The 25,060-nt window shown below is 58.9% G+C and carries 29 protein-coding genes; 17 read left to right on the top strand and 12 right to left on the bottom strand.

The window, feature by feature from the left end:
- Positions 1–291: 291 nt before the first annotated feature.
- The 5 genes from A0251_RS01145 to A0251_RS01125 all read left to right on the top strand — a co-directional run bounded on the left by A0251_RS01145 (position 292) and on the right by A0251_RS01125 (position 2,642).
- Positions 292–645, top strand: a complete 354-nt coding sequence (locus tag A0251_RS01145) for a hypothetical protein (protein WP_062814998.1) — start codon at positions 292–294, stop codon at positions 643–645.
- An 18-nt stretch (positions 646–663) separates the two neighbouring features.
- A complete protein-coding gene (locus tag A0251_RS01140) occupies positions 664–1,212 on the top strand; it encodes a hypothetical protein (RefSeq protein ID WP_062814997.1) in 549 nt (182 codons plus the stop codon).
- A gap of 79 nt (positions 1,213–1,291) precedes the next feature.
- Positions 1,292–1,786: a hypothetical protein gene (locus tag A0251_RS01135; protein ID WP_062814996.1), complete on the top strand. Its 495-nt coding sequence runs from the start codon at positions 1,292–1,294 to the stop codon at positions 1,784–1,786.
- A gap of 68 nt (positions 1,787–1,854) precedes the next feature.
- The gene (locus A0251_RS01130) at positions 1,855–2,151 is read left to right on the top strand and encodes a hypothetical protein (protein WP_062814995.1); all 297 of its coding nucleotides are present in this window, start codon (positions 1,855–1,857) and stop codon (positions 2,149–2,151) included.
- Positions 2,152–2,216: 65 nt separating this feature from the next.
- Positions 2,217–2,642: a hypothetical protein gene (locus A0251_RS01125; protein WP_062814994.1), complete on the top strand. Its 426-nt coding sequence runs from the start codon at positions 2,217–2,219 to the stop codon at positions 2,640–2,642.
- A gap of 305 nt (positions 2,643–2,947) precedes the next feature.
- Here A0251_RS01125 and A0251_RS17720 read toward each other — a convergent pair whose 3' ends face one another.
- The 5 genes from A0251_RS17720 to A0251_RS01105 form a co-directional block, all read right to left on the bottom strand.
- A complete protein-coding gene (locus tag A0251_RS17720) occupies positions 2,948–3,034 on the bottom strand; it encodes a hypothetical protein (protein ID WP_404840818.1) in 87 nt (28 codons plus the stop codon).
- The gene (locus tag A0251_RS01120) at positions 3,001–3,513 is read right to left on the bottom strand and encodes a metal-dependent hydrolase (protein ID WP_062814993.1); all 513 of its coding nucleotides are present in this window, start codon (positions 3,511–3,513) and stop codon (positions 3,001–3,003) included. The genes A0251_RS17720 and A0251_RS01120 overlap by 34 nt, the downstream gene beginning before the upstream one ends.
- Before the next feature lie 82 nt (positions 3,514–3,595).
- Positions 3,596–4,156, bottom strand: a complete 561-nt coding sequence (locus tag A0251_RS01115; protein WP_062814992.1) for a class GN sortase — start codon at positions 4,154–4,156, stop codon at positions 3,596–3,598.
- Positions 4,143–6,107: a marine proteobacterial sortase target protein gene (locus A0251_RS01110; RefSeq protein WP_062814991.1), complete on the bottom strand. Its 1,965-nt coding sequence runs from the start codon at positions 6,105–6,107 to the stop codon at positions 4,143–4,145. The genes A0251_RS01115 and A0251_RS01110 overlap by 14 nt, the downstream gene beginning before the upstream one ends.
- Positions 6,108–6,339: 232 nt before the next feature.
- Positions 6,340–7,008, bottom strand: coding sequence for a GntR family transcriptional regulator (locus A0251_RS01105; protein WP_062814990.1), 669 nt, complete (start codon positions 7,006–7,008; stop codon positions 6,340–6,342).
- 152 nt (positions 7,009–7,160) lie between these two features.
- On the opposite strand from A0251_RS01105, the gene A0251_RS01100 reads away from it, so the two are divergent.
- Positions 7,161–8,309 carry an alkane 1-monooxygenase gene (locus A0251_RS01100; protein ID WP_062814989.1) on the top strand — a complete coding sequence of 383 codons (1,149 nt, stop codon included), beginning with the start codon at positions 7,161–7,163 and terminating at the stop codon, positions 8,307–8,309.
- 93 nt (positions 8,310–8,402) lie between these two features.
- Here the strand turns inward: A0251_RS01100 and A0251_RS01095 are convergent, their stop codons facing one another.
- Positions 8,403–8,786 (bottom strand): hypothetical protein, encoded by a 384-nt coding sequence (locus A0251_RS01095; protein ID WP_062814988.1) that lies wholly within the window; start codon positions 8,784–8,786, stop codon positions 8,403–8,405.
- Between the two features lie 139 nt (positions 8,787–8,925).
- Here A0251_RS01095 and A0251_RS17095 point away from each other — a divergent pair, with 139 nt between their 5' ends.
- Positions 8,926–9,273, top strand: a complete 348-nt coding sequence (locus A0251_RS17095) for a helix-turn-helix domain-containing protein (RefSeq protein WP_063509027.1) — start codon at positions 8,926–8,928, stop codon at positions 9,271–9,273.
- 320 nt (positions 9,274–9,593) lie between these two features.
- Here the strand turns inward: A0251_RS17095 and A0251_RS01085 are convergent, their stop codons facing one another.
- The 5 genes from A0251_RS01085 to def form a co-directional block, all read right to left on the bottom strand.
- Positions 9,594–11,045: a TrkH family potassium uptake protein gene (locus tag A0251_RS01085; RefSeq protein WP_062814987.1), complete on the bottom strand. Its 1,452-nt coding sequence runs from the start codon at positions 11,043–11,045 to the stop codon at positions 9,594–9,596.
- 21 nt (positions 11,046–11,066) lie between these two features.
- The gene (gene trkA, locus A0251_RS01080; RefSeq protein WP_062814986.1) at positions 11,067–12,443 is read right to left on the bottom strand and encodes a Trk system potassium transporter TrkA; all 1,377 of its coding nucleotides are present in this window, start codon (positions 12,441–12,443) and stop codon (positions 11,067–11,069) included.
- Positions 12,444–12,446: 3 nt separating this feature from the next.
- The gene (rsmB, locus tag A0251_RS01075; protein WP_404840814.1) at positions 12,447–13,763 is read right to left on the bottom strand and encodes a 16S rRNA (cytosine(967)-C(5))-methyltransferase RsmB; all 1,317 of its coding nucleotides are present in this window, start codon (positions 13,761–13,763) and stop codon (positions 12,447–12,449) included.
- On the bottom strand, positions 13,741–14,709 hold the full coding sequence (gene fmt / locus A0251_RS01070) for a methionyl-tRNA formyltransferase (protein ID WP_062814984.1): 969 nt from the start codon (positions 14,707–14,709) through the stop codon (positions 13,741–13,743). The genes rsmB and fmt overlap by 23 nt, the downstream gene beginning before the upstream one ends.
- Before the next feature lie 191 nt (positions 14,710–14,900).
- Positions 14,901–15,407, bottom strand: coding sequence for a peptide deformylase (def, locus tag A0251_RS01065; RefSeq protein WP_062814983.1), 507 nt, complete (start codon positions 15,405–15,407; stop codon positions 14,901–14,903).
- Between the two features lie 148 nt (positions 15,408–15,555).
- Here def and A0251_RS01060 point away from each other — a divergent pair, with 148 nt between their 5' ends.
- The 8 genes from A0251_RS01060 (at position 15,556) to A0251_RS01025 (ending at position 21,915) form a co-directional block, all read left to right on the top strand.
- Entirely contained in the window at positions 15,556–16,626 is a 1,071-nt protein-coding gene (locus tag A0251_RS01060; RefSeq protein WP_231874135.1) for a LysM peptidoglycan-binding domain-containing protein, read from the top strand.
- A gap of 76 nt (positions 16,627–16,702) precedes the next feature.
- Positions 16,703–17,764 (top strand): DNA-processing protein DprA, encoded by a 1,062-nt coding sequence (gene dprA / locus A0251_RS01055; RefSeq protein WP_062814981.1) that lies wholly within the window; start codon positions 16,703–16,705, stop codon positions 17,762–17,764.
- A 54-nt stretch (positions 17,765–17,818) separates the two neighbouring features.
- Positions 17,819–18,070, top strand: coding sequence for a hypothetical protein (locus tag A0251_RS01050; RefSeq protein WP_156478210.1), 252 nt, complete (start codon positions 17,819–17,821; stop codon positions 18,068–18,070).
- Positions 18,071–18,152: 82 nt separating this feature from the next.
- Positions 18,153–18,701, top strand: coding sequence for an L-threonylcarbamoyladenylate synthase (locus A0251_RS01045; RefSeq protein WP_062814979.1), 549 nt, complete (start codon positions 18,153–18,155; stop codon positions 18,699–18,701).
- 26 nt (positions 18,702–18,727) lie between these two features.
- Entirely contained in the window at positions 18,728–19,636 is a 909-nt protein-coding gene (hemF, locus tag A0251_RS01040; protein ID WP_062814978.1) for an oxygen-dependent coproporphyrinogen oxidase, read from the top strand.
- Complete coding sequence (aroE, locus tag A0251_RS01035) at positions 19,633–20,445, top strand: shikimate dehydrogenase (RefSeq protein WP_062814977.1); 813 nt, start codon at positions 19,633–19,635, stop codon at positions 20,443–20,445. The genes hemF and aroE overlap by 4 nt, the downstream gene beginning before the upstream one ends.
- 1 nt (position 20,446) lies before the next feature.
- A complete protein-coding gene (locus A0251_RS01030; protein WP_231866056.1) occupies positions 20,447–20,896 on the top strand; it encodes an ion channel in 450 nt (149 codons plus the stop codon).
- 41 nt (positions 20,897–20,937) lie between these two features.
- Positions 20,938–21,915 (top strand): lipid A deacylase LpxR family protein, encoded by a 978-nt coding sequence (locus A0251_RS01025; protein WP_082810741.1) that lies wholly within the window; start codon positions 20,938–20,940, stop codon positions 21,913–21,915.
- Between the two features lie 215 nt (positions 21,916–22,130).
- Here the strand turns inward: A0251_RS01025 and A0251_RS01020 are convergent, their stop codons facing one another.
- Positions 22,131–22,682 carry a gamma carbonic anhydrase family protein gene (locus A0251_RS01020; RefSeq protein WP_062814975.1) on the bottom strand — a complete coding sequence of 184 codons (552 nt, stop codon included), beginning with the start codon at positions 22,680–22,682 and terminating at the stop codon, positions 22,131–22,133.
- 43 nt (positions 22,683–22,725) lie between these two features.
- Between A0251_RS01020 and A0251_RS01015 the strand changes: the two genes are divergently transcribed.
- A complete protein-coding gene (locus A0251_RS01015; protein ID WP_062814974.1) occupies positions 22,726–22,905 on the top strand; it encodes a hypothetical protein in 180 nt (59 codons plus the stop codon).
- On the top strand, positions 22,883–24,916 hold the full coding sequence (gene prlC, locus A0251_RS01010) for an oligopeptidase A (protein WP_062814973.1): 2,034 nt from the start codon (positions 22,883–22,885) through the stop codon (positions 24,914–24,916). Before A0251_RS01015 ends, prlC begins: the two co-directional genes overlap by 23 nt.
- Positions 24,917–25,060: the final 144 nt, after the last annotated feature.

Below are 25,060 nucleotides of genomic sequence, written 5' to 3'. Positions count from 1 at the left end.
TCCCTGTTTTCACCAGAGCCAGCTCAGAATTTGTAGGATATGGCTTACAGAAAATGCTAACAGGTTGATATAAAGTGATTTTCAAAAGGTAGGGGCTTTGCCAAAAAGCACGCTCGTACTGACATTATGTCGAACGTTCGCGATTTTTCAGTTGGGATATGCTCTCAATATGGTGGTAAGTCACTAACCAATATCAAATTATTCGTCGCCAATGTGATAAGCCAGAAATAATTATGTCGAATGGAGTTAAGTCGATTCGTTCGTCTTAATACGCTGTTACGTGGATTGAGAATGAGCCAGCTCACACAGGGTAAGCAGGTGCGTTTGATGTACCTGGAAAACAAGGAAGGAGATATCGATGGGCATCCGGCCAGAATAGGCTGGGTCCGTTTCTCCAAGTCCGGTCGCTCCGTCCATTATCGAGGTAGGACGCTCACAAGAATTAAGGGTGGTGGGGTGTCGGGAAATTTCTTCTGCCAAGATACAGGCGAAGAATATTGGGTCTCTGGTGTTAAGGTGCGTGGTTCAAATGCTCATTGGGCGGAGCCTGTACACATATATATTGATGAGGATGCCCAAGAGGCCTATGGCGAGCTTCGATCCGGGCGTTCACGTAACAAGTCGGTGCACGCGACGAGCGCGTGACCAAGGCGTTAGTAGCCTATGAAAATCGAAGAATACCGTGGCCTGGTTAAAGAAAAATTAATAGACAGACTTGAGCTTATTGGATTTAAGGCTCATGGCGATCATCTGTTCATAAATCAAAATGAGGCTTGCCTAGCGCTTCTTAGAGTTAAAGATAAATGGTCAAATTTGACGCAGCAGGCTAAGTATCTTGCAGTTGTAAGGCACAATTTCCTGCCTGATTTGGACGGGCGTGATGTGCAGGGGTTTGTTGAGGACCCTGCCTTGTATCCATTTAAGATAAATCCCTTAAAGTTATCGAAATTAAAGGTTGGCATTTTCAGAAAATCAATAAGTTACCATTATCATAGTTGCAATCTTGGGCACTATGACACCGTTGATATTGATTATGGTGAAGTGAATCCATCGGCTACGTTAGAAGAAATATACGACCAAATTTCTAGTCACGGCATTGATTGGCTAAATTCACTCACCCCTGATGAGGCGGCTCGCCAAGTTACCGAAAACGGAAACAAGGACTATATTGAGAAAATTTGGATTGAGTCCTATGCAAAGCATGGTTACTAACAAGGTTATAAAGTACGCGCCTGCGGCGCCGGACGCAGAAAGTCTGCACCGGTTATAACGGGGTTAAAGGGGGGGGAGGATGCTCAGTTCCTATGTGGCGATTGGGGTTAGGCTTGTAGCTATTTTATTTTTCTTTAAAGCCGTTAGAGAGTTTGTTGGGGTATTTCAGTTTTTCTATCAGGGTAGTCCCTATGGCAATGATGCCTCGGTATGGCCTGTTTTGGTCGTGGCTTTAACAAGCTGGGCTTTTGTGTTCATCCTTTGGTTCTCCGCTCAGGGTATTGGTCGTTTGATGGCGTCGGGCGGTATAGATGCCAAGCCTGAAAAGATGCCTCCTGTCTCCTTGTTGTCTGTGTTTGTTGCTGCGATTGGGTTGTTTGTTTTCTGGTACGGTATGGTTGATGCTCTGTACTACATTTCGGTAATTATTATGGGGCAGGATTTGGGTGTTGCTCGGATGTCTATTGAGATAAAAGCCAACATGCTTGCTACGGCCTTTGAGGTCATAAGTGGGGCTTTTCTTGTGCTGAAAGCGAGGACGGTTGCCGGGAAAATTAATGATGTGGCGCGTTAGTGATCCTTTAGCAATGCCATGTATGCAACAAGAGAATGATGGCAGGCGCTACGCAATAAGGACGAAAAATGAACAAAGACGAATGGATTTGGGTTGCGATCAGAATATTTGGTATCTATCTTCTGGTGCTGGCCATCATTTCGATTCCTGAAGCGATTGGTGCTATCTATGCCCACCTTAATGTTGCCGATGCAGCCAGCCAATCAGCTGAAATTGCCTCTTTCGCTGACTCATTACGTAAAGCGGCACTGTCCAAGGGGATAACGGCAATATCCCAGCTTATGCTTTTCTCCATGGCATCTTATTACCTTATCTGTCGTGGCAAACTTATCCATCGGTTGGCATCACGAGAAACTGGCCAGTAAGAAATGTGAGTCGCCACCGCCAGTGGTCAGACCAATATGCCGGCGAGTAAAGAGAATTCTCTGACATGACAAGAACAGTCCTATTCCTTCTCTCATTATCGGTGCTATCCGGTTGTACCAATGTGACAGGTGATACCCCCAGGACCATTTCTCCACAGGAAGCAGAAAATCTGACCGCTGAGCGCCTCTTCTCAGTAGCAGATACATTTTTCTCCGAAGCGGGCTATGCGTGTAGTGCTGATGCGGACGCCGGGCAGTTTCGCTGTTCCCGGGCGCTTCGGGATCTTTATATTCACCAGACAACCGCCGAGGTGAATATTTACCCCGGTGGTGAGGAAGACAAGACCCACAGAATGATCGCGACCCGCTGGGATGAGGGGCTGATTCCCGGTGAGCTGATTGCCAATACCTATGCCAACGATGACGTTGAGGCGTTCTGTGCCTATCTCGCCAGCGAGAAACTTGGGCGTTGCAGTGACTACCAGGGCTGAAAGCCTGCTAGTCTGATCCGGAAGTGTCTGGATGGTACTGACTTGATGAGCGGTCGGGTACCGTTGGAGCTTTGCTCGCAAAGCGAAGGGGCTTGTCCATTCTTCAGAGATTCGCTTTGCGAGCAAAGCTCCAACGGAGGTGGTGCCCTCCTGCCTGGTGATTCTTCTCAGGTTTAATCAATCCTCCCCATCCTCCCAAATCGCGCAATCGCTTCACTGTCACCAAAATCTTCTTTCTCAAATATCTGCCGCACTTCAATCTGCCCGATGCCTTCATCGGTGGCCGGGTTGGGAAAGCGTTTTGTTCAGGCCAGGGTTTCTTCGCGGGACTCGGCCTGTATCAGGGTGTAGCCAGTGATCAGTTCCTTGGTTTCTGTGAAGGGGCCGTCGATGACGATGCTCTTGCCGCCCAGACAGTGATCAATAGCTCAATGAAAAACGACCAGTGCAGCACAAAGTTGAGCCACCAGGGGTGGAAGCGGGCGGGGACGGTGAAGAGGGCGTAGGGCTGATCCACGATTGGGGCTAGCCACCAGATGTCGCCCACCACGCTGTCCAGCAGCATGTGCAGCAAGCCGCCCAGGGAGAAGATCAGGGCGAGAAAGGGGAGCGGTTTTCTTTTCATCTGGCCCATTGCCAAGACAGAGATACACAGCAGGCCGATCCACAGGATGGGCCAGTGGCTGAGGTATTTGTGGTGGTGGGTCTGGCCGTTGTCGATGAAATAAAAGTACAGCATGTCCAGATCCGGGGCGATGGCGCCGGCCATGGCGGTGAGGGTGAGCGCCCTGGGAGAGACCGGGAGGGTGCGGATTTTTTTCAGCAGGTGGCGGGCCAAAAGGTAGCCGGCGGGGAGGTGGGCGATAAACATGCGAATTCCTTTTATCGTTCAGAGGTTTTTTCTTGAGGCCTTGTGGTTGATGAGCTCGTGGATCGCGCCGCCAGCGACGCTCCTACGGCGTAAGCGTAGCGATGACGACGTAGCGCAGGGGGCCGCCGGGGGTCAGAGCGTCGAAGGGGTAGCAAGTAATCAGGATCAGCTGCCGGTCGTTGCGGGGGATCTGTAATGGGTGCGCCTGACTGTCGACGACTTCCTGGCTGCTGACCTGGAAGCGTTGCCTGGCGCCGTCGGCCCGTTGAACGGTGAGCGAATCGCCGTTTTCCAGGGTTTCCAGAAAGGCAAAGTGAGTATCCCGGTGGCCGGCCAGCGTCAGGGCCTGGTCGCTGCCGATGCCGCCGGCCAGTCGGCCGGGGCCGAACGCCAGTGCTTCGCCGCTGGTGCTTTCCAGCACATAGAGGGTTTTGCCGGCGGGGGCGGTGAGGCGTGCCACCGGCCAGGTGTCCGCCCAGGGCCAGGGGCGCTGGGGTACGCCCTGGTCCAGGGTGGTTTGCCAGGCGTGGGCAATCAGGTGCTGAGCCAGCCAGGCTTTTCCGTCCAGCCAGCTGGCCCAGCCTGCCAGTCCCAGCAGAGCGGTCAGGCTCAGTGCCAGCAGGCCGCGCTCATACCGTGCCATGGTTCTCTCTCCGTTGGCGCAGCCAGAGCAACAGGGTGGCGATCAGCAGCACGCCGGCCAGCCGCCACAATAGCGGTGCCGGTGTCGCCGTGCCGGGCCAGGCCGCAGGGGGTTGTGTGCCATGGGGAGCCTGGCTGCGAACGGTATCGTGCAGGAGTGGCTCGTGGGCCGGGCGGGACACGGTGTCTTCCACGGCAATAAAGCTGGTGTAGCGGCTGACCAGTTGATGGCGCAGGGCCACGTCGGTGATCTGTGGGGCGATGTCCGCTTCCGGGGTGCCCAGGGTGATACGGTCCATCAGGTCGGCGATCTTGCGCCGGGCCCACAGACTGCCGGTGCCCGGGTGGTTGTCGTTGGCAGGCAACGCCACCTGTTGTTGCCAGTGCCGGTCCCGGTAGCCGCTGACGGTGATCTGGTCCGTGGGGGCTGAGAGTTTCATGGCCACTAACAGTGGCTCGCCGGCGTACAGGTCCGGCAGTTTTTGCGGCCAGTGTTCGGCGACGATGCCGTCCGGGAGCGCTACCTGCAGGTTGCGCATCAGCGGTGACTCCAACCGGCGGAACAGGGTATCCATGCCCTGTTGGACCTGACTCTGGTCGTTGATGTAGGTAAAGCTGCCACGGCCGAACTGGGCGGCGCGGGTCATGAAGTGGCTGTTGGGAGCGGCGCCGATGCCCACGGTGAACAGGCGCGCTTCACCGAGCTGTTGGTGCAGGGCCCGGAAGATACCGTGCTCGTTGCCCACGGCGCCGTCGGTGATAAAGATCACCTGGCGCAGGTAGCCGTCGCTGGCGTGCTGGCTCAGGGTGGCGCTGAGGGCGGGTAGCATGTGGGTGCCGCCGCTGGCCTGCAGGCTGTCCACGAAGTCTTGCGCTTGTTGGCGGCTGGCGTCGTTGACGGTGGCGGGTTGTTCAAACAGCAGGGTGTGCTGGCTGTCGAAATCGGTGATGTTGAAACGGTCACCGGGCTTCAGACGTTGCAGGGCCAGTTGCAGGCTGGCCTTGGCCTGGCGCATGGGGGCGCCGCCCATGGAGCCGGAGCTGTCGATGATAAACAGGGTTTCCCGGGGCAGGGTGGTCGCCTGGCCGGTTTCCGGTGGAACCACCATTAGCAGGGCATAGTGCTCGCCGTCGATTTGCTCATAAAAACTGGTGGCCAGCGGTTCGCCGGTGTCTTCCAGTTCCCAGTTGAGCAGCAGGTCCCGGTCCATGGGTACCGGGCCGGCTTTTGGGGTGATGGTGTAGCGCCGCCCGTGGCGTTGCGAGTGGATGGCATGGCTGGGGCTGCCCAGGGTGGCCAGGCGGCTGCCGGCGTCCAGATCGATGTGGACCGACGCGGTGCCGGCCTCGGCGTTGCCGCCGGGGTTCGCCACCGTATTGCGCAGCAGGGAATCCAGCGGATGGGGTGTTTCCGTGGCTGGGGTGAAGCGCGGCGTCAGTGTCAGTGGCAGGCGCAACTGAAAGCGGTGCCCGTCCACGTTCAGGGTCTGCTGGTAATGGAGTTCCACCTGCACGGTTTCGCCGGGGGCGATATTGGCCACGGCGGTGGTGAACAGGTTGGGACGTTGCTGGCTGAACAGGCTGGCTTTCTTGCCGCTGGCGCGGGCCTGGCGGTAGGTTTTTTCCGCCTCGGCCTTCCTGTCGATGCGACCGACGATGCGTCTGTCTCCGATGGTTAGCACCATGCCGTCCACGGCGGCGTTCTCCGGCAGCGGGAACAGGTAGCGCCCCTCACGAAATTGCTGGCTGGGGTTGTGGAAGCGCTGGGTGAGCGTGACCCGCGCCAGCGGGCCGCTGACGGTGATGTGAGCGTCAGTGTCGAGCAGGGTGGCGGCGGTGATATGTCCCCGGTCATCCGCCAGCAGCAAGGCGCCGGTGGCAGCCTCGTCTTGCCAGTCCGCCTGGGCGGTGAGTGTCAGCAGCAGTAGCGAGAAGAAAAACGTCAGTTTCATGGTGGCCTCCTTGTGATGGGGGCCAGCATGGCAAGCCAACAAGGAGGCTTTGTGGGGATTGTGTGGGGGAGGGGAATCAGTGAACAGTTAATAGTGAATAGTTAACAGCGCGGGACCGGTGTTGTGTCTGGTTTTAAACGTGGAAAGCCGCGCTCATGGGCTTGGGCGCGGCTTTCTATGCAGGCAGTTGGCGTCTATGTGAGTTCGCGAACTATTAACTATTCACTGCCTTTTACGCTGCGTTGCGGCGTTTGGCGATGGCGCGCAGTACGATCTGGTACTGGTTGTCACCGTATTCGCGAATGTCCGCCGCCGCTTCCTCGGCATTGCGGCCCACCACATTGATCAGCAAGCGCTTGAATAGCTGCAGGGACACATCGAATTCAGAGGTCTCTTCCTGCAGGGCAATAAAGGTATAGCGCTTCAGCAGGGGGATCAGGTCGATGATGTCGTCAGCCAGGTAGCGGTTGTTGGCGAAACGTTCCGTGGCCAGTTCAACAAAGCGGAATGCCAGCTGATGGGCGGCGGGTAGATCGTTGCCCTGATAGTGCTGTTCCAGCTGCGGCAGCATCTCCACCAGATCTTCGATCTGGCCCGGCATCCAGTTGCTGGCGGCCTGGCCGGCCAATCGCGACAGCAGCATGAACAGGAAGTCGTAAAGGTCGTGGACTTGCTCGTCGCTCACGTCGCAGACCCGCGCGCCCTTGCGCGGTTGCAGCTCGATCAGATGCTGTTTTTCCAGCACACGAAAGGCCTCACGAAGTGAGTTGGTGCTCACATCAAGCTGTTTGGCCAGCTCGTTTTCCGGCAATCGTGCCCCGGGGGCCAGGGTGCCGGTGATGATTTGCTCGGCCAGGTGCTGGGCAATCTGTTCGCTCAGGCTGACGGCTTTCAACGACATGACAACGGTCCTTTTCGGCTTCGGCGAGAATTATCCTCCGAGGGCATTACTATGTCACTAATTGAGTTGTTTGACAATTCAAGAAATCAGGGATAATCTAACCGTCACATTGAAGACTGTTACTTTTGGCTTGAACTAGCGAGGTATGAGCCATGTTCGAGAGCATGAATGCTGACGTAATGCTAAAAATGAAAAAATACGGCTACCTGACGTTCTGGGCGCTGATGGTGCCGCTGGTACCGTTCTCGGCCTACGTGGGTGTTGAAAGCGGTACCCAGGACTACTGGGCGTGGTTTATGTACATCTTCATCTTCGGGATTATCCCGATTCTGGATTTCCTGGTCGGCAAAGACCCGACCAATCCCGATGAGGCGGTACAAGTGCCCACCATGAGTGAAGAAATCTTCTACCGGGTGTCAGCCATTGCCATGGGTTTTGTGTGGATCGCGGTGCTGTTCTACGCAGGCCACGTCTTCATGACCAATGACTATGGTTTGCTGGGCCAGATCGGCTGGATCGTTTCCATCGGTACCGTGGGCGGCATCATCGCCATCAACCTGGGCCATGAGTTGATTCACAAGGACCCCAAGGTGGAAAACTGGATGGGCGGCCTGCTGCTGTCCACCGTGACCTATGCCGGTTTCAAGGTAGAGCACGTTCGCGGTCACCATGTGCATGTTTCCACCCCGGATGACGCGTCTTCCAGCCGTTATAACCAGTCTCTTTATGACTTTCTGCCGAAAGCGTTTGTGCGCAACTTCAAGAATGCCTGGCGTCTGGAGAAGGAATATCTGGAGCGTAAGGGCAAAAAGAATTTCAGCATTCATAACGAGCTGATCTGGTGGTACAGCATTTCTGCCCTGTTCGCGGTGACCTTCGGGCTGCTGTGGGGCTGGCAGGGTGTGGTGTTCTTCCTGGGTCAGAGCTTCTTCGCTGCCCTGGCACTGGAAATCATCAACTACATTGAGCACTACGGCTTGCACCGTCGTGTGAACGAGAAAGGTCGCTTCGAGCGGGTGACGCCGGCCCACAGCTGGAACTCCAACTACCTGCTGACCAACCTGGCCCTGTTCCAGCTGCAGCGTCACAGCGATCACCACGCCTATGCCAAGCGTCGTTACCAGGTGCTGCGTCATTACGATGAGAGTCCGCAGCTGCCGGCCGGTTACGCCACCATGTATGTACTGGCCATGATTCCGCCGCTGTGGAAGAAAGTGATGAACCCGCGGGTGGAAGCCTACTACGAAGGCGAGCTGGACCAGCTGTTCCGTGAATCCAAGCGGGTGAACAATATCGCCTGAAGGCAATGACGCATTGCCAACGGATCACTGATAGCTGAACCCGAAAGGCCCTGGCATTCGCCGGGGCCTTTTCGGTTACGGGCAATGACTTTGCTAGTAACCCAGGGTCTTGTTGCGCAACGCCAGCCACCGCCGGTGAAGGGTTTTCAGCGGGGTAATAGTCAGAGGAACACAGAGTCGCTGTTCGTCCAGGGGGTCAAGCGCGGCAAGCTGGCGTAGCAGCGGTTGCAGGTGGCTGTCTTGCAGGTTTGGCAGGGCTATGAATAATTCGCCCTCCTGCGGTGAGGCAGGGTTGGCGGTCAACATGCGGTTATAGCAAAGCGTATTGCTGCGCCATATCAGCATGGAGACTTGCGATGAGCAGCCATAGGCGTAGACCGTAGTGTAGCGCTCAAGGTCCAGGGTGTGGAGTTCTTGCCGGGCTATGAACTGAGGTCGTGGTGGCACCTTCCGTTGGCCAAACCATTTTCCAAGCATCCTGCTTACCTTGCCTCCGCCTTGATATATCGTGTGCGTCCCTTGCTCCGTCGTGGTTACCGGATGATTTGCGTAATACGCAAAATACTAGGTGCGGATTTGCATGGTGTCAATGCCGACAGCTTTGGAAAATCCAGCCATGACAATCGGCGAGATACTCAAGCGTTACCGTCTGAAGATGGGAGAAACACTGGAAGAGGTGGCTTATCGAGCCGGTACTGATCCCAGCAATCTGTCACGGGTGGAGCGCGGCATGCAGCAGCCTTCCGTTGCGCTTCTGGAGGCGTTGGCCAAATCCCTGGACACTCGCGTGTCTGATTTATACCGGGAATATGAAGAGGCGGCATCGGCTAACCGGGTGGGCGAACCTGCCCCTGCAGGTTGGGAAACCGACATGGGGAAGTTGCAGCGTCACTTCCGTGCACTCGATGAAAAGAACCGCCAATTGCTGATCGATTTCTGCAGGCTGCTTGAGAAGAGCCAGTAGTATGACGCCGTGACACAGCGGATAGCGCAAACCAAAAGCCCCGGCAATGCCGGGGCTTTTTCGTTTCTGCAAAGCCACTGCGGGAGCCGATGCTTGCATCGCGAATAGCGGTGCTTCTGTTAACCCCTTCCTGCCTCAAGCGGCCTCATTCGCTGCGCTCACCCTTCGGGCCGCACTTCGTGCGTTACTCCGCTACGCTCCATTCCTAAGCGGTAATGTAGAAAGGTTGGGTGGGCTTTTCCTGGTGGGCACGGCCTTGCCGTTGGCAGGGCTCCCCCCGCGCAACTATTAACTATTCACTGTTAACTATTAACTGCCTTTTATTGTCGCCAGAACATGGGCGTAAACAGCACCAGCAAGGTAAAGACTTCCAGTCGCCCGGCCACCATCAGTACCGTCATCATCCATTTGGCGCTGTCGGTGATGTTGGCAAAGCCGCCACCCACCTGGCCGATACCCACGCCCAGGTTGTTGAGGCTGGCCGCAACGGCGCTGACCGCGGTGGTCAGATCCATGCCGGTGAGGGTGAACAGCAAGGTGAAGATGACCGACAGGGTGATATAGACCCCCACAAAGCCCCATACGGCCTGGAGCACCCGGTCGGGTACCGAGTGGCGGCCAAAGCGCAAGGCGAACATGCCATTGGGATAGATCAGCCGGCGCAGCTCGCGGATGCTGTGGTGGAACACCAGGGCGGCACGCACTGCCTTCATGCCGCCGCCGGTGGAGCCGGCACAGCCGCCGATGAAGCTGGTGAAGATCAGCAGGTAGGGAATAAAGCCTGGCCAGGCGGCGGCGTTGGTGCTGGTCAGCCCGGTGCCGGTGCTGAAAGAGGCCACCTGGAAGGCGGAATGGCGCAGGGCGTCATCGGCGGTCACATCCACCTCGAAGGCCAGCAGCCCGACAGTGATGAGGGCGGTATAAAGCAGGAACAAGGTCATGAAAAAGCGGAATTCCGGATCGCGCACATAGGCGATCAATGAGCGGCCCCGCCAGACCGCAAAGTGCAGGGCAAAGTTGAGACCGCCGATAAGAATGAACAGGGTGGCGGTCCAGTCGATCCAGGGGTTGTCCCAGTAGGCCATGGAGGCGTCATGGGTGGAGAAGCCGCCGGTGGCCACGGTGCTGAAGCTGTGACAGATGGCATCGAAAATGGTCATCCCCGCCGCCCAGTAAAGAACGGCGCAGGCGACGGTGATAAAGAGATACAGCAGCCACAGGGCTTTGGCGGTTTCGGCGATGCGCGGGGTGAGTTTGGCATCCTTCATGGGGCCGGGAATTTCTGCCTTGTACAGCTGCATGCCGCCCACGCCGAGCATGGGCAGAATGGCCACCGCCAGTACTACCACCCCCATGCCGCCCAGCCATTGCAGTTGCTGGCGGTAGAAAAGGATGGATTTGGGCAGAAAATCAATGCCTGACAGAATGGTGGCGCCGGTGGTGGTCAGCCCGGAAACGGATTCAAACACCGCATCGGTGAAGCCCACCGGCACGTCGTTGCTGATATACAGCGGCAAGGCCCCGATGACGCCCAGCACGGACCAGAACAGGGTGACCACCAGGAAGCCGTCGCGGGTCTGCAGCTCTTCCTTGTGCTTGAAGAACGGCAGCCACAGGGCCAGCCCGAGCAGCAGGGTGATCACGAACGACACCAGGAAGGGGCCTTCGCTGCCTTCCTGATACCAGTAGGACACGGCGACAGGCGGCATCATGGTGAAGCTGAACACCACCAGTAGCAGGCCGAGAATTTTCGAGATCAGTGCAAAATGCATGCGCTGGCGTGGCCTCGGCCGTTAGAAGAAGGTAAACCCGACCTGGAACAGTTTTTCCACGTCCCGGGTGCGGCGTTTGTCGATCAGGAACAGGATCACGTGGTCGTCCGGTTCGATGACCACATCATCGTGGGCAATCAGCACCTTTTCGCCGCGCACGATGGCGCCGATGGTGGTGCCTTCCGGCAGGTCGATATCCTCGATGGCCCGGCCCACCACTTTCGAGGATTTGCTGTCCCCGTGGGCAATCGCCTCGATGGCTTCTGCCGCCCCCCGGCGCAGGGAGTACACGTTGACCACATCGCCACGGCGCACATGGCTGAGCAGGCTGCCAATGGTGGATTGCTGGGGCGAGATGGCGATGTCGATATCGTGGCCCTGGACCAGATCCACATAGGCCGGGTTGGAAATCAGCGTCATCACCTTGCGCGCCCCCAGCCGTTTGGCCAGCAGTGAGGCCATGATGTTGGCTTCGTCATCGTTGGTCAGGGCACAGAACACATCGGTGTTCTCGATGTTGGCCTTGAGCAGTTCGTCCCGGTCCGTGGCCAGGCCCTGGAGTACCACGGTCTGGTGCAGTTTTTCACCCAGCCATTCCGCGCGACCGGGACTGCGCTCCAGCACTTTCACGTTGTAGCGGTGCTGGATGCTCTTGGCGAGTCGGTAACCGATGTTGCCGCCGCCGGCAATCAGGACGCGCTTGTAGTTGTGCTCCAGCCGGCGCAGTTCGCTCATTACCGCACGGATATCGTTCTTGGCAGCGATGAAGAAGACCTCGTCGTCCGCTTCGATCACCGTGTTGCCTTCGGGAATGATGGGCCGGCCGCGACGGAAGATGGCGGCAACCCGGGTGTCCACATTGGGCATGTGTTTGCGCAGCTCGCGCAGCTCGTTACCTACCAGGGGGCCGCCATAGTAGGCGCGCACCGCCACCAGCTGTACCCGGCCACCGGCAAAGTTGACCACCTGCAGGGCGCCGGGGTGCTCGATAAGCCGCTTGATATAGTCGGTGACCACCTGCTCGGGGCTGATGATCACATCGATGGGCAGGGCGTTTTCGTTGAACAGCTTGTCGGCGCGGCTGGTGTAGTGGGCGGTACGGATACGGGCGATTTTCGAGGGGGTGCGGAACAGGGAGTAGGCCACCTGACAGGCGATCATGTTCACCTCGTCCGAGTTGGTGACCGCGATCAGCATGTCCGCGTCTTCCGCGCCGGCGTCCTTGAGCACCGCCGGGTAACAGCCCATGCCGTGCACGGTGCCGATATCCAGGCGGTCACCCAGTTCGCGCAGGCGTTCCGCATCGGTGTCGATGACGGTGATGTCGTTGCGCTCGTTGGCCAGGTTTTCGGCCAGGGTGCCGCCCACCTGGCCGGCACCGAGAATAATAATCTTCATGGACTACGCTAGCGCCCCCGATTCCTTGCGCAAACACGCCAGATAGAAACCGTCTGGCCCATGATGTTGCGGGAACAGCTGCCATCCCGCGCTCACCATTGTGGCCCCTTCCGGCCGTGGCGTCACATCCCGGGCCTGTGGCTGGCGTTGCAGGAAGGCGCTGACCTGGTGGTCGTTTTCGTCCCGCAGTACCGAACAGGTGGCATACACCAGCATGCCGCCGGGTTTGAGCAGCGGCCATAGTGCATCCAGCATGCGCGCTTGTAAATCAACCAGTGCAGGAATGTCCGACGCCTTGCGGTGCCATTTTACATCCGGCTGGCGGCGCAGGATGCCGGTGGCAGAGCAGGGGGCATCCAGCAGGATGGCATCGAAGGGGGTGCCGTCCCACCAGCTCTGCGGGTCGCTGGCATCGCCCTGCAGCAGAGTGATGTCAGCGTTGAGGCGGGCCAGGTTTTCCCGGATGCGCGCCAGCCGCTTGCCTTCCAGTTCCAGGGCGACCACGTCGGCATCCGGGAATTTCTCACAGAGCTGCCCGGTTTTACCGCCGGGGGCGGCACAGGCGTCGAGAATGCGGCCGCCAGGCGGGCATTGCAGCACCTCGCCGGGCAACTGGGCGGCTTCGTCCTGGACCGACAGGGCGCCCTGTTCAAAACCGGGCAGCTGGAATACCGGCCGTGCCGGGCTCAGGTAGATGCTCCAGGGGGACAGTTCGCCGGGGCGGGCGCCGTCACCCAGGGCGGCAATGGCGCCGGCCCGCTGCTGCTGGCGGCGATTGACCCGCAGGGTGAAAGGCGGTGTTTGCAGGTTGGCCCGGGCCATGGCTTCGGCCTCGACGGGCCAGTCCTGTTGCCAGCGCCTGAACAGCCAGTCCGGCAGGCTGAGTCGGATGTTGGGGCTGGCGTCGGCGACGGCATCGTCAATCGTCAGCTTGCTGGCCTTGCGCAGAATGGCATTGCTGAGCCCGGCGGCCCAGGGGGCTTTCAGTTTGCGACACAGCTGGGGGTAGGCGTTGACGATGGCGTGGGCCGGACGGTCGCTGAACCAGAGCTCGTAAAGCCCGGCCAGCAGGGCCAGCCGCACCGGTTGGGCGCTGGCTTTGAGGGGTTTGTCCAGTTGCTGGTTGAGCCAGTGGTTGAGGGGCCGAAGGTGCCGGCAGACGCCAAAGCAGATATCGCGCATCAGGCCGCCGTCGGCGCCCTGCAGGGGAAAGTCGCGCAGCACTTCGCGCAGGCTTTCCCCGTCGCCTTTGCCGGGCAGCACCCGGTTGAGGGCGCGTACCGCGGTCAGGCGCGGGTCAGACGTTGTCAATGGAGTCACCCAGCGGTTCGCCGACCTTGAACAGATCCGGGTTGCCGCGAAGCAGGTCCGCCACGGCCATGCGACGCTTGCCGGGCAATTGCAGTTCTTCAAGAATCAGCACGCCATCGCCGGTGGCCACCTGGATGCCGCTGTCGTCCACGTTGAGGATGTGGCCGGGTTCATCGCTGTCGTGGCCGGGCTGGGGGCTTTCACTGGCTTTCCAGATACGCATGGGTTGACCGTTCAGGGGTACCCAGCTCACCGGAAAGGGATTGAAGGCACGAATGCGGTTGTAAAGCGCGCGGGTGGGCAAGCGGAAATCCAGCCGTGCTTCCGCCTTGCTCAGTTTGTGGGCGTAGGTGACGCCGTCGTCCGGTTGCGCGGTAGCGTTGGCCAGGTAGTGCTCCAGATCGTTCAGTACGGTTACCAGCAGGCGGGCGCCCTGTGCGGCGAGTCGGTCGTGCAGCTCGCCACCAGTTTCGCTATCGCCAATCGGCAGGCTTTCGCTTAGCAACATGGGGCCGGTGTCCAGGCCCGCTTCCATCTGCATGATGGTGTTGCCGGTTTCCGTGTCGCCCACGGTGATGGCGCGCTGGATAGGGGCGGCGCCGCGCCAGCGGGGCAACAGGGAGCCGTGCACGTTGAGGCAACCCAGGCGGGGAATATCCAGCACCGCCTGGGGAATGATCAGGCCGTAGGCCACCACCACCAGGGCGTCCAGATTCAAATCACGCAGTTGCTGGCGGATGTCCTCGCCCTTCAGGTTTTCCGGCTGCAGCACGGGAATCTGGTGGCTTTCGGCCAGTACCTTGACCGGGCTTTGCTGGACTTTCTTGCCGCGCCCGGCGGCCCGGTCCGGCTGGGTCAGTACGGCAACCACCTGGTGGTCACTGTCGAGTACCGCCTGCAGGCTGGCGGCGGCGAAATCCGGGGTGCCGGCGAAGGCAAGGCGTAAGGGTTTCAAGGTGAGCCTCGGGTGGTTGTGGTTCGGATGAGTTGAAAGTTAAAAGTTTAAAGTTGAAACGCGGCTCGAGAGCGGTGCCATGGAATCACGGGCTTTGCCCGCGCTGCGAGGTAAGAGCGCGGGCACGCCAAGCAGGCTAACCTGGCACTTGCCCGCGCTTTTCAACTTTGAACTTTCAACTTGCAACTCTCTCAAGCCTGCTGACGGTGCAGTTTTTCCAGCTTTTTCTTGATGCGATCACGTTTCAGCCGGGATACGTAGTCCACAAACAACTTGCCGTCCAGATGATCGATCTCATGCTGGATGCAGGTGGCCAGAAGTTCGTCCGCCTCTTCCTCGAAGGCGTTGCCGTCCCGGTCCAGGGCCTTGATGCGTACCCGGGCCGGGCGTTGTACCTTCTCGTAAAAGCCGGGGACCGACAGGCAGCCCTCTTCATAAGGGGCCAGCTCATCGGTGAGCGGTGTGATCTCCGGGTTGATGAAAACCCGCGGCTGGGACTGATCTTCGGACAGGTCCATCACGATCAGCCGTTGATGTACGTTCACCTGAGTGGCCGCCAGACCGATGCCCGGGCAGGCGTACATGGTTTCGAACATGTCGTCGATGAGTTTGCGAAGCTCGTCATCTACCTTTTCCACCGGCTTTGCTACCGTGCGTAGTCGGGGGTCAGGGAATTCCAGTATTTCCAGTTTGGCCATGTACCTTCTCGGAAGTTGCGATAGCACTCGAATTTCGGTTGCTAAATATATGATCGCATTGCTAATATCCAAAAGAAACCGTGTCCGTAAAAACCGGCCCACGGCAGCTCTTGGGGATGAGTCCAATAATGATAAAAGGAATCCGATGATGATGAAATCGGTCCAGCGCGCCCTGGCCTTCGGGCTGTTAGTGTCTTTATCCGGCCTGGCGGCTGCCCAGGTCATGCTCAAAGACGGGCATCCCGGCAAATATTTCGTCAAGAACGGCGATACCCTGTGGGATATCAGCGCCCGTTTTCTGGAAGAACCCTGGCAATGGCCAGAGATCTGGCAGATCAATGAAGAAATCCGCAATCCCCACCTGATCTATCCTGGCGATGAAATTCGCCTGACCTATGTGGATGGCGAGCCACGTCTCTCCGTGAAACGGGGCGTGGAAGAAAAGACCCTGCCGAATGGTACCGTCAAACTCACGCCGAAAGTGCGTGAAATCGCCAATGATGAAGCGATTCCTGCGATCCCCGCCGGTGCCATCGCCGCCTACCTGAAGGAAGGCCTGGTGGTCAGCCGTGAGGAGATTGCCGAGGCGCCGTATATTGTCGGGGGCCGGGACCGTCGGGTGATTTTCGGTGAGGGGGATACCGTTTATGCCCGGGATGTGAAAGATGAATGGGCGGATCTGCAGCGCGGCTACGGCTTTTACCGGGTGGGCGAGCAATATGTCGATCCGGACACCAATGAAGTGCTGGGTTATGAAGCCCGTCAGATCGGTCTGGGCCGTGTGGCCGACCATGATGAAGATATGCTGACGTTGCGGGTTACCCGCTCCAGTGAAGATCTGCGCATCGATGATCGTCTTTTCTCCACCGAGGATCGCCGGGTGCGTTCCGTGCTCTATCCGTCGGCCCCAGACACGAAGATCGAAGGCAAGGTGATTCGCTTCTTTGACCGTATCAGCAGCGTGGCGCGTAACGACGTGGTGGTGGTCAACAAGGGGCTGCGCGATGGCCTGAAAGAAGGCAATGTGCTGGATGTGTTCGGTCAGGGTGAAGCCGTCCGTGATCGCCAGCGTGGCGATATGGTGCGGCTGCCCCGAGAAAGAACCGGCTCCATGGTGATCTTCCGGGTCTTTGACAAGGTCAGCTATGGCTTGATCATGGAGTCCACACGCCCCATCTACATGAACGATATCGCCGAGAGTCCGGCAGGTAGCTACTGACAATCCATTTGCGGTAGCGCTCACCGCCGGGGTCCTGGCCCCTGACAACCCGTCAACGCACACAAGGAGGTGAGCGATGGACGGACAATACAAACGCCTGCTGTTGCAGGCGTTGTTTTCCCCGTCGTCCGCGGCCCTGGGCCGTGCACTCAAACAGCAATCCATCGACAGCACCGCGCTGGCCGATTTCCTGCCCCTGTTGCCCGCTGGCCTGAAAGCGCGTCGCAAACTGCTGGACAATACCGGCTCCCTGGCCGTGCACTACGAGCACCTGCGTGAGCAGGGATGGCGCTGGCTGGCCCTCGGTGATGCGGACTATCCATCCCTGCTTGCCCAGATTGCCGATCCCCCCGGGGTGCTGGCGGTACGTGGCTGTGTGGAAGCGCTCAATGCGCCCGGCCTTGCCGTGGTCGGTGCGCGTAATGCCTCTGCGGATGGGCTGGATAACAGTCGCCGCTTTGCCCGGGATCTGGCCGCCGGTGGCTTTGTGATTGTCAGCGGGCTGGCCCTGGGTGTGGATGCTGCGGCTCACCGCGGTGCGCTCAGTACGGGCCGCACGGTGGCGGTGCTGGGCAGCGGGCCGGATCGAATCTACCCACCCCGAAATGCGCTCCTTGCCGGGCAGATCGTGGAGACCGGTGGGGCGCTGGTCACGGAGTTTGCCCCTGGCGCACCTCCCCTGCCCGGCCAGTTTCCCCAGCGTAACCGGGTAATCAGCGGGCTCAGCCTGGGCACCATCGTGGTGGAGGCGGCCATCAAGAGCGGTTCCCTGATCACTGCGCGAACGGCGCTGGCACAGGGGCGCGAAGTGTTTGCCATTCCGGGCAGTATCCATAATCCCCTGAGCAAGGGCTGTCACCAGCTGTTGCGTGACGGGGCCAGCTGGCTGGAGAGCAGAGAGGATATTTTCCACGCCTTCGGTGACTTTCGGCGCAGCGTCGAAGCCGCTGAAATCCGGGCGCCGGATCAGCCCGGGTTGCTTCAGCATCTGACCGGCGGCCTCAACTCTCTGGATTCCCTGCAAGCCCGCACGGGATTGCCGGTAACCGAGCTGGCCGGGCAGCTTGCCGACCTGGAACTCGAGGGCTGGGTGGAGCGGGTGGCCGGGGGGTACCTGAAGCGCAGTGGCGCGGCCTAGTCCGGGCATGGCAGTGGATTCTCGGATTTGACCTTTTCCGGCGTGGGGCGGAGGGTGGAAGTTCAGAGTCTGTGTTCGAGGTGTGCCATGTTCGAGATCTATGTGCCCCTGTTGCGAGGACAGGGCGAGTGGCGTGCGGTGGAGGCAGTCCATGTTGACGGCAGGCGCTACCGGATTATCGGCACCATGCCGCAGGACGAGGAGTGGGAGTTCCTCCCCGGCGAAGAGGTGGAGTGCGAAACCACGGAAGTGGAGGAGGGAAAAAACGCCCTTGCCGCGGTCCGTGTGACGCGGGTTCCCCTGTAAACCCGGATGCCATTGCGGCTGCGACTTGAGCCGGCCTGTGATGCAAGGTATTTTCCCGTCTTTCTCTCAGGGCGAGCTCGTCATGTATCAGCATCTGCATAGCGCGGCACAGATTATTCAGGCCGGGGGGGTGGTGGCTTATCCCACCGAGTCGGTTTACGGTCTCGGCTGTGATCCCTTTAATGAATCTGCGGTCATGCATCTGCTGGCGATCAAGGAGCGTCCGGTAAGTAAAGGCCTGATTCTGATCGGTGCGGATCTGTCCCAGCTGGCCCCTTACCTGCGGCTGACAGGCAGTGAGCATGAGCAGCTGGCCGGGCAATGGCCGGCGCCGCGCACCTATCTGGTCGAGGCCGGGGAGAACGTCCCCGCCTGGGTACGCGGTGCCTTCAGCAAGGTGGCGGTGCGGGTACCGGATCATCCCCTGGCCCGTGACCTGTGTCGGGCGGTGGGCCATCCGATCATCTCCACCAGTGCCAATATCAGTGGCCGCCCGGCGGCCCGCAATCAGTTCCAGGTGGCCCGTCAGCTTGGCGAACGCCTGGACTTTATTGTCAGTGGTGCCTGTGACCGCGCCGCCAAACCCTCTACCATCATTGATCTGGAAAGTGGCCGCATCTTGCGGGCTTAAGCCACGTATTCAAACCGGGAGACGGCATGTCAGAGGTATCACTGCAGGCGGTGAAAGACTACCTGCTGGGCCTTCAGGATCGCATTTGCGAGGAACTGGCCGAGGAAGATGGCAGCGCCACTTTCCGTGAAGAGAGCTGGGATCGGGAGCAGGGAGGCGGTGGCCGCAGTCGGGTGCTGGAAAACGGTGCCGTGATCGAAAAAGGCGGCGTGAACTTCTCCCATGTGTTCGGCAGCCAGTTGCCGCCTTCCGCCACCGCCGCACGGCCGGAGCTGGCGGGCCGCAGTTTTCAGGCCATGGGGGTGTCGCTGGTCATCCATCCGAAGAACCCCTATGTACCCACCAGCCATGCCAATGTCCGTTTCTTTGTTGCCGAGAAAGACGGCGAAGCGCCGGTGTGGTGGTTCGGTGGTGGCTTTGATCTTACCCCTTTTTATGGCTTCGAAGAGGATGTGGTGCATTGGCACCAGACTGCCAAAACGGCCTGTGATCCTTTCGGTGAAGGCCTCTATGCGGAGTTCAAGCGCTGGTGTGATGATTATTTCTATATCAAGCATCGCGACGAGCCCCGCGGGGTGGGAGGACTGTTTTTCGACGACCTGAATCGTTTTGATTTCGAGACCAGCTTTGCGCTGATGCGCAGCGTCGGTGACGCCTACATTTCGGCCTATCGCCCTATCGTGGCGCGGCGAAAAGACCATGAATACGGTGATCGGGAGCGTCAGTTCCAGCTCTATCGCCGCGGTCGCTATGTGGAATTCAATCTGGTCTATGATCGCGGCACCCTCTTCGGACTGCAGTCCGGTGGGCGCACCGAATCCATCCTCATGTCGCTGCCACCCCTGGTACGTTGGGACTATGACTGGCACCCGCAGCCGGACAGTGCGGAGAGCGAGCTCTACCGGAAATTTCTGATCCATCGGGAGTGGTTATGACGGCCTTGTATTGTGTGTTCGGCAATCCGGTGGCCCATTCCCGGTCGCCGGATATTCATCATGCGTTTGCCGCCCAGCGTGATGAGGATCTGCGCTATGAAAAACGCGAAGCGCCGCTGCAAGACTTTGCCGGGGCGGTGAAAGCCTTTCGTAACGAGGGGGGGCTTGGCGCCAATGTGACCGTGCCTTTCAAGGAGCAGGCTTTCGATCTCTGTGACGCGGTCACCGAGCGCGCCGGCCTGGCGGGGGCGGTGAATACCCTGTGGTGGGATGGCGAGCAGCTCCATGGCGATAACACCGATGGGGCCGGCATGGTCAAGGATATCCGTGACAATCTGGGCTGGGACATTCAGGGAAAGCGGGTGCTGGTGCTGGGTGCGGGGGGTGCGGTGCGCGGCGTGATGGGTCCCCTGCTGGCGGAAGCGCCGACGCTGGTGCGCATTGCCAACCGCACGGAAGAGAAGGCGGCGATCCTGGCCCGCGATTTTATGGATGGAAAGAATCCCCCGGTGCTGGGTAGCGGACTGGATACCCTCACCGGTCAGTTCGATCTGGTCATCAATGCCATTTCTGCCGGCCTCCATGGTGACATGCCGGCTCTTCCCGAGGGATTGCTGGCGGCTGATGCCGTGGCCTATGACATGGTGTACGGCAGCGAGCCGACACCCTTTATGGTCTGGGCACAACAGCAGGGCGCCGCCGCCACCGCCGATGGCCTGGGCATGTTGGTGGAACAGGCTGCCGAGGCCTTCGAAATCTGGCGAGGCTGGCGTCCGGACAGTGCGCCGGTGATTGCCGGGCTGCGCTAGCATGATGGCGGACAGCGCGGTGATGAGTGAGGTGGTGTTTGCGTCCATGGTCAGCCTGGCCATGGTGCTGACCACCGTAACATTGCACTACTGGACCCTGGCGGGATTGTCCGCATTGCTCAAACGCTGGCCGGATTTCCGTGGCGAGATCCTGTTGGTGGTAATGGTTATGTTCGTTGCCCACATGGTTGAGGTAACGCTTTATGCCTGGGTCTATCTGATTCTGGACCAGGGCGATACCGCCATGAACCTGGCCGGTGCGGTTGATGGCAGCTTTCTGGATCATCTGTATTTTTCCACCGCTTGCTATACCTCCCTGGGTCTTGGCGACCTGTATCCGCTGGGCACGTTACGTTTGATTGCCGGGGTCGAGGCGTTGAACGGACTGATATTGATCACCTGGTCTGCATCCTTTGCATTTCTGGTCATGCAGCGACGGTGGCGTTTCTGATTTTTCATGCGGGGCAATGCCGTTCCGTGAGAGGTATGGATATGTCCCTGCGCCTTCTGTTGATCGTTTCTTGTCTGTTACCTCTGGTTGCCAAGGCGTCCACCTTCGGTTTTTCCTGGGATAACGATCTGTTTGTGGGCTCCGACGGGCAGTACACCAATGGGGTTCGCGTCAGCTGGGTTGGCGATGCACATGAACATTGCGATCGCAACGGGAGTTTCACCTGCGGCCTGGCGTCGCTGCTGGACCCGCTGCCCGGCATCAGTGTGATTGATGAAAAACATGCGCTGACCCTGAGTCTGGAGCAGATCATGATCACGCCATCGGATATCAGTCGAGAAATGCCCGACTTCAATGATCTTCCCTATGTGGGTTACAGCAATCTGGAGCTGGGCTTGTTCAGTTGGAATGGCAACAGCCTGTTCGGCTATGGCGTGCGGGTCGGCATTGTGGGTCCGGATTCCGGCGCTGAGCAATCACAAAAGGTGGTGCACAAGATCACCGGTTCCGAGGAGCCCCGGGGCTGGGACAATCAGCTCGGTCATGATGCGATTGGTGGCGCCTATTTTCTTCATGCTCATCGGCTTTTCAGGTACACACAAGGTTGGCTGGACAGTGAGGTGGGCTATGCCTGGGGGGTGGATGCCAATAATTTTAACGGCACGGCCAGGGCCGGTGGATTCTGGCGGATTGGCCAGAATCTGCCGCGCAACTTTATCCCCGATTACGCGGGAATAGGCACTGCGGGTTCCCTGGTGGGCTTGTTCGATGGGGAAGGGTTTGGCTGGGAAATCTTTTTTGCCAGCTTTGGGGAGTATATCGGTTACTCCTACCTGGAAGAAAACAGCGGCCCCTATGACGTGGAATCCCGGGACGGCATTGTCGGGCTGGTGCTCGGTGGCGGCATCAGTCTGGACAATTTTTCCTTCACCCTGACCTTGCAGGGGTCGTCATCACCGATTCGTCAAAGCGACGATATTCTGAGTTTTGGGAATATGTCGTTTATGTGGAAGATTTAGCTACAAGCTACACTCGTTGGATAGGTAAAGGTTGGGAAGTTCCCAAGACTTCGTCATTTCTACGAAGCCGCTGTAGGAGCACCTCTTGAGGTGCGAACCTTGCGAAGCAAGGACATCGACCGCAGGGCGATCAGGGCTATTAGAGCTCGACAGGTTTGCTAATAAAGAAATACGAAGCCTGAATAAGCACCGGAATCGCGCCGCGAGCGACGCTCCTACAGCACGGTGCTGTCGCTTGACGCCCCCAGATACCGATCCTTCAACCGCACATAATTCCCGGCCACGTAGGGCAGAAATTCTTTTTCCTCCTGGCTAAGCGCACGTACCTGGCGGGCCGGTTGGCCGCGGTAGAGGTAACCGCTTTCCAGCCGCTTGCCCGGACCCACCAGCGACCCGGCGGCGACGATCACGTCGTCTTCCACCACCGCACCGTCCATGATGATCGCCTGCATGCCCACCATCACCCGATTACCCAGAGTGCAGCCATGCAGCATGGCCTGGTGAGCGAGAGTCACATCGTCACCAATTTTCAGGGCGAAACCGCCCGGATTGAAGCGGGAGTCGTGGGTAATATGCAGCACCGCGTTGTCCTGAATGCTGACCCGGGCGCCAATGCGGATGGCGTGCATATCGCCGCGAATCACGGCCCGCGGCCACACGGAGCAATCATCACCCAGCACCACATCACCGATCACGGTGGCATCCGGGTCCACAAATACCCGTTTCCCCAATTGCGGGGCCTTGTCTTCAAAGCGGCGAATCCCCATCACTGTTAAACTCGATAGCCGAATGTGGTCGTCAGGGAGGCCCATGAAACAGCCGCCCACCCGTATACTGATTGCCATACTGATCTTGCTTGGCGTTTTCCTGCTGAGCAAGTGGCTGATTTTCCAGACGCTGCTGCAGCCGGATGAGAGCACTCGCCAGCCTCTGCCAGCGGCGCCAACCGACGCAGGACAAGACACCGATGAGCAACAACCCGCTGATTGACTACCCGGAACTGCCGCCGTTTTCCAAAATCCAGCCGGAGCATGTACTGCCCGCTGTGGAGCAACTGGTGGCCGATGGCCGCGCGCGCATCCAGCAGGTGCTGGCGGAGGGTAACTTCGATTATGCCCATCTGGTGCAGGCCCTGGATGAGGAAGACGACCGCCTGGGCAAGGCCTTCGGTCCCGCCGGGCATCTCAATGCGGTGGCCCAGAATGAAGCCCTGCGTAATGCCTATAACAGCTGCCTGCCGCTGCTCAGCGAGTATGGCACCGAGGTGGGCCAGAACGCGCAGCTGTGTGCCGCCTACCAGACCCTGCGAGACAGTGATGAATGGAGCTCGCTCAGCGAAGCCCAGCAGAAAGACATTGATAATACCCTGCGCGATTTCCGCCTTTCCGGGGTGGATCTGCCGGACGACAAGAAAGCGCAGTACATGGCCAACTCCAAACGACTCTCCGAACTGACCAGCCAATTTTCCGATAACACGCTGGATGCCACCCAGGCGTGGACCAAGCTCGTGACGGATGAAGCGGAACTTGAGGGCTTGCCGGACAGCGCCAAGGCCGGGGCCGCCGACAGGGTCAAGGCGGCAGACAAGGAAGGCTGGTTGCTGACGCTGGATGCGCCGGTGTTCATCGCCGTGATGAGCCACTGCAAGAATGCGGAACTGCGCAAGGAAATGTATGTGGCCTGGACCACCAAGGCGTCCGATCAGGGCCCCCACGCCGGGCAGTTCGATAACGCGGCCATCATGGATGAGATTCTCAAGCTGCGCCACGAGCAGGCTCAATTGCTGGGCTTTGCCAACTTTGGCGAAGAATCCCTGGCCACCAAGATGGCTCGGGATGTGAACGAGGTGATCCGGTTTCTTGAAGATCTGGCCAAGCGGGCCAAGCCCCAGGCGGAACGGGAGCTGGCGGAACTAAGGGCTTTTGCGGCAGAGCAGGGTGCCGACCAGCTGGAACCCTGGGACATCGGTTTCTGGAGCGAGCGCCTGCGCGAAGCGCGTTACAGCATTTCCGAAGAAGAGCTGCGTCCCTGGTTCCCGGCGGACACCGTGATCAATGGCATGTTTGCGGTGGTCGGGAAACTGTTCGGTATCCAGTTCCGTCAACGTGATGACGTGGACACCTGGCACGAGGACGTGCGCTTCTATGAACTGGTAGATGACGATGGCAGTGTCCGAGCTGCGTTCTATCTGGACATGTATGCGCGTACCGGCAAGCGTGGTGGTGCCTGGATGGACGATGCCCGTATTCGCCGCCGCCGTGCCGACGGCAGCCTGCAAACCCCGGTGGCCTACCTGACCTGTAACTTCGCCCCGCCCGCTGGCGGCAAACCCGGGCTGCTCACCCACGATGAAGTGGTGACCCTGTTCCACGAGTTCGGTCACGGTCTCCATCACATGCTTACCGAGCAGGATGTGTCCGGGATCTCCGGCATCAACGGGGTGGCCTGGGATGCCGTGGAGCTGCCCAGCCAGTTCCTGGAAAACTGGTGCTGGACCGAGGAAGGTATTGCCCTGATTTCCGGGCATTACGAAACCGGTGAGCCGTTACCCAAAGAAAAGCTGGAAAAAATGCTGGCCGCCAAAAACTTCCAGGGTGCCATGCAGATGGTGCGGCAGCTTGAGTTCTCCCTGTTCGACATGCGCATTCACGCGGAATATCAGCAAGGAATGGATATTTATCAGGTCCTGAAGGAGGTGCGTGAGCAGGTGGCCGTGATACAACCGCCCGCCTTCAACCGTTTCCCCAACAGCTTCGGACATATTTTTGCCGGCGGCTATGCGGCGGGATACTACAGCTATAAATGGGCCGAAGTGCTTTCTGCGGATGCCTATTCCCGCTTCGAGGAAGAGGGCGAGTTCAACGAAGACACAGGCCGTGCCTTCCGTAGCGAAATTCTCGCCAAGGGGGGCAGCCGCGAACCCATGGAGCTGTTCAAGGCCTTCCGCGGCCGCGAGCCCAGCGTGGAGCCGCTGCTGCGCCATTGCGGCATTAACGGCTGATTTTTACCACAGAGGGCACAGAATCTCTCAAGAGAGTCTTTTGTGCCGGTGCTGTTAAGTAGCGAGTGACGAGGAGCGAGTTTCGAAATGAAAAACCCCGCGTCGCCGGGTTTTCGAAACTCGTTACTCGCAACTCGAGACTCA

It is taken from the genome of Alcanivorax sp. NBRC 102024, assembly GCF_001602235.1.
GTDB lineage: Bacteria > Pseudomonadota > Gammaproteobacteria > Pseudomonadales > Alcanivoracaceae > Alcanivorax.
The sequence above is the reverse complement of the archived record's forward strand: the minus strand, read 5'-3'. Positions and strand labels throughout refer to the sequence as shown.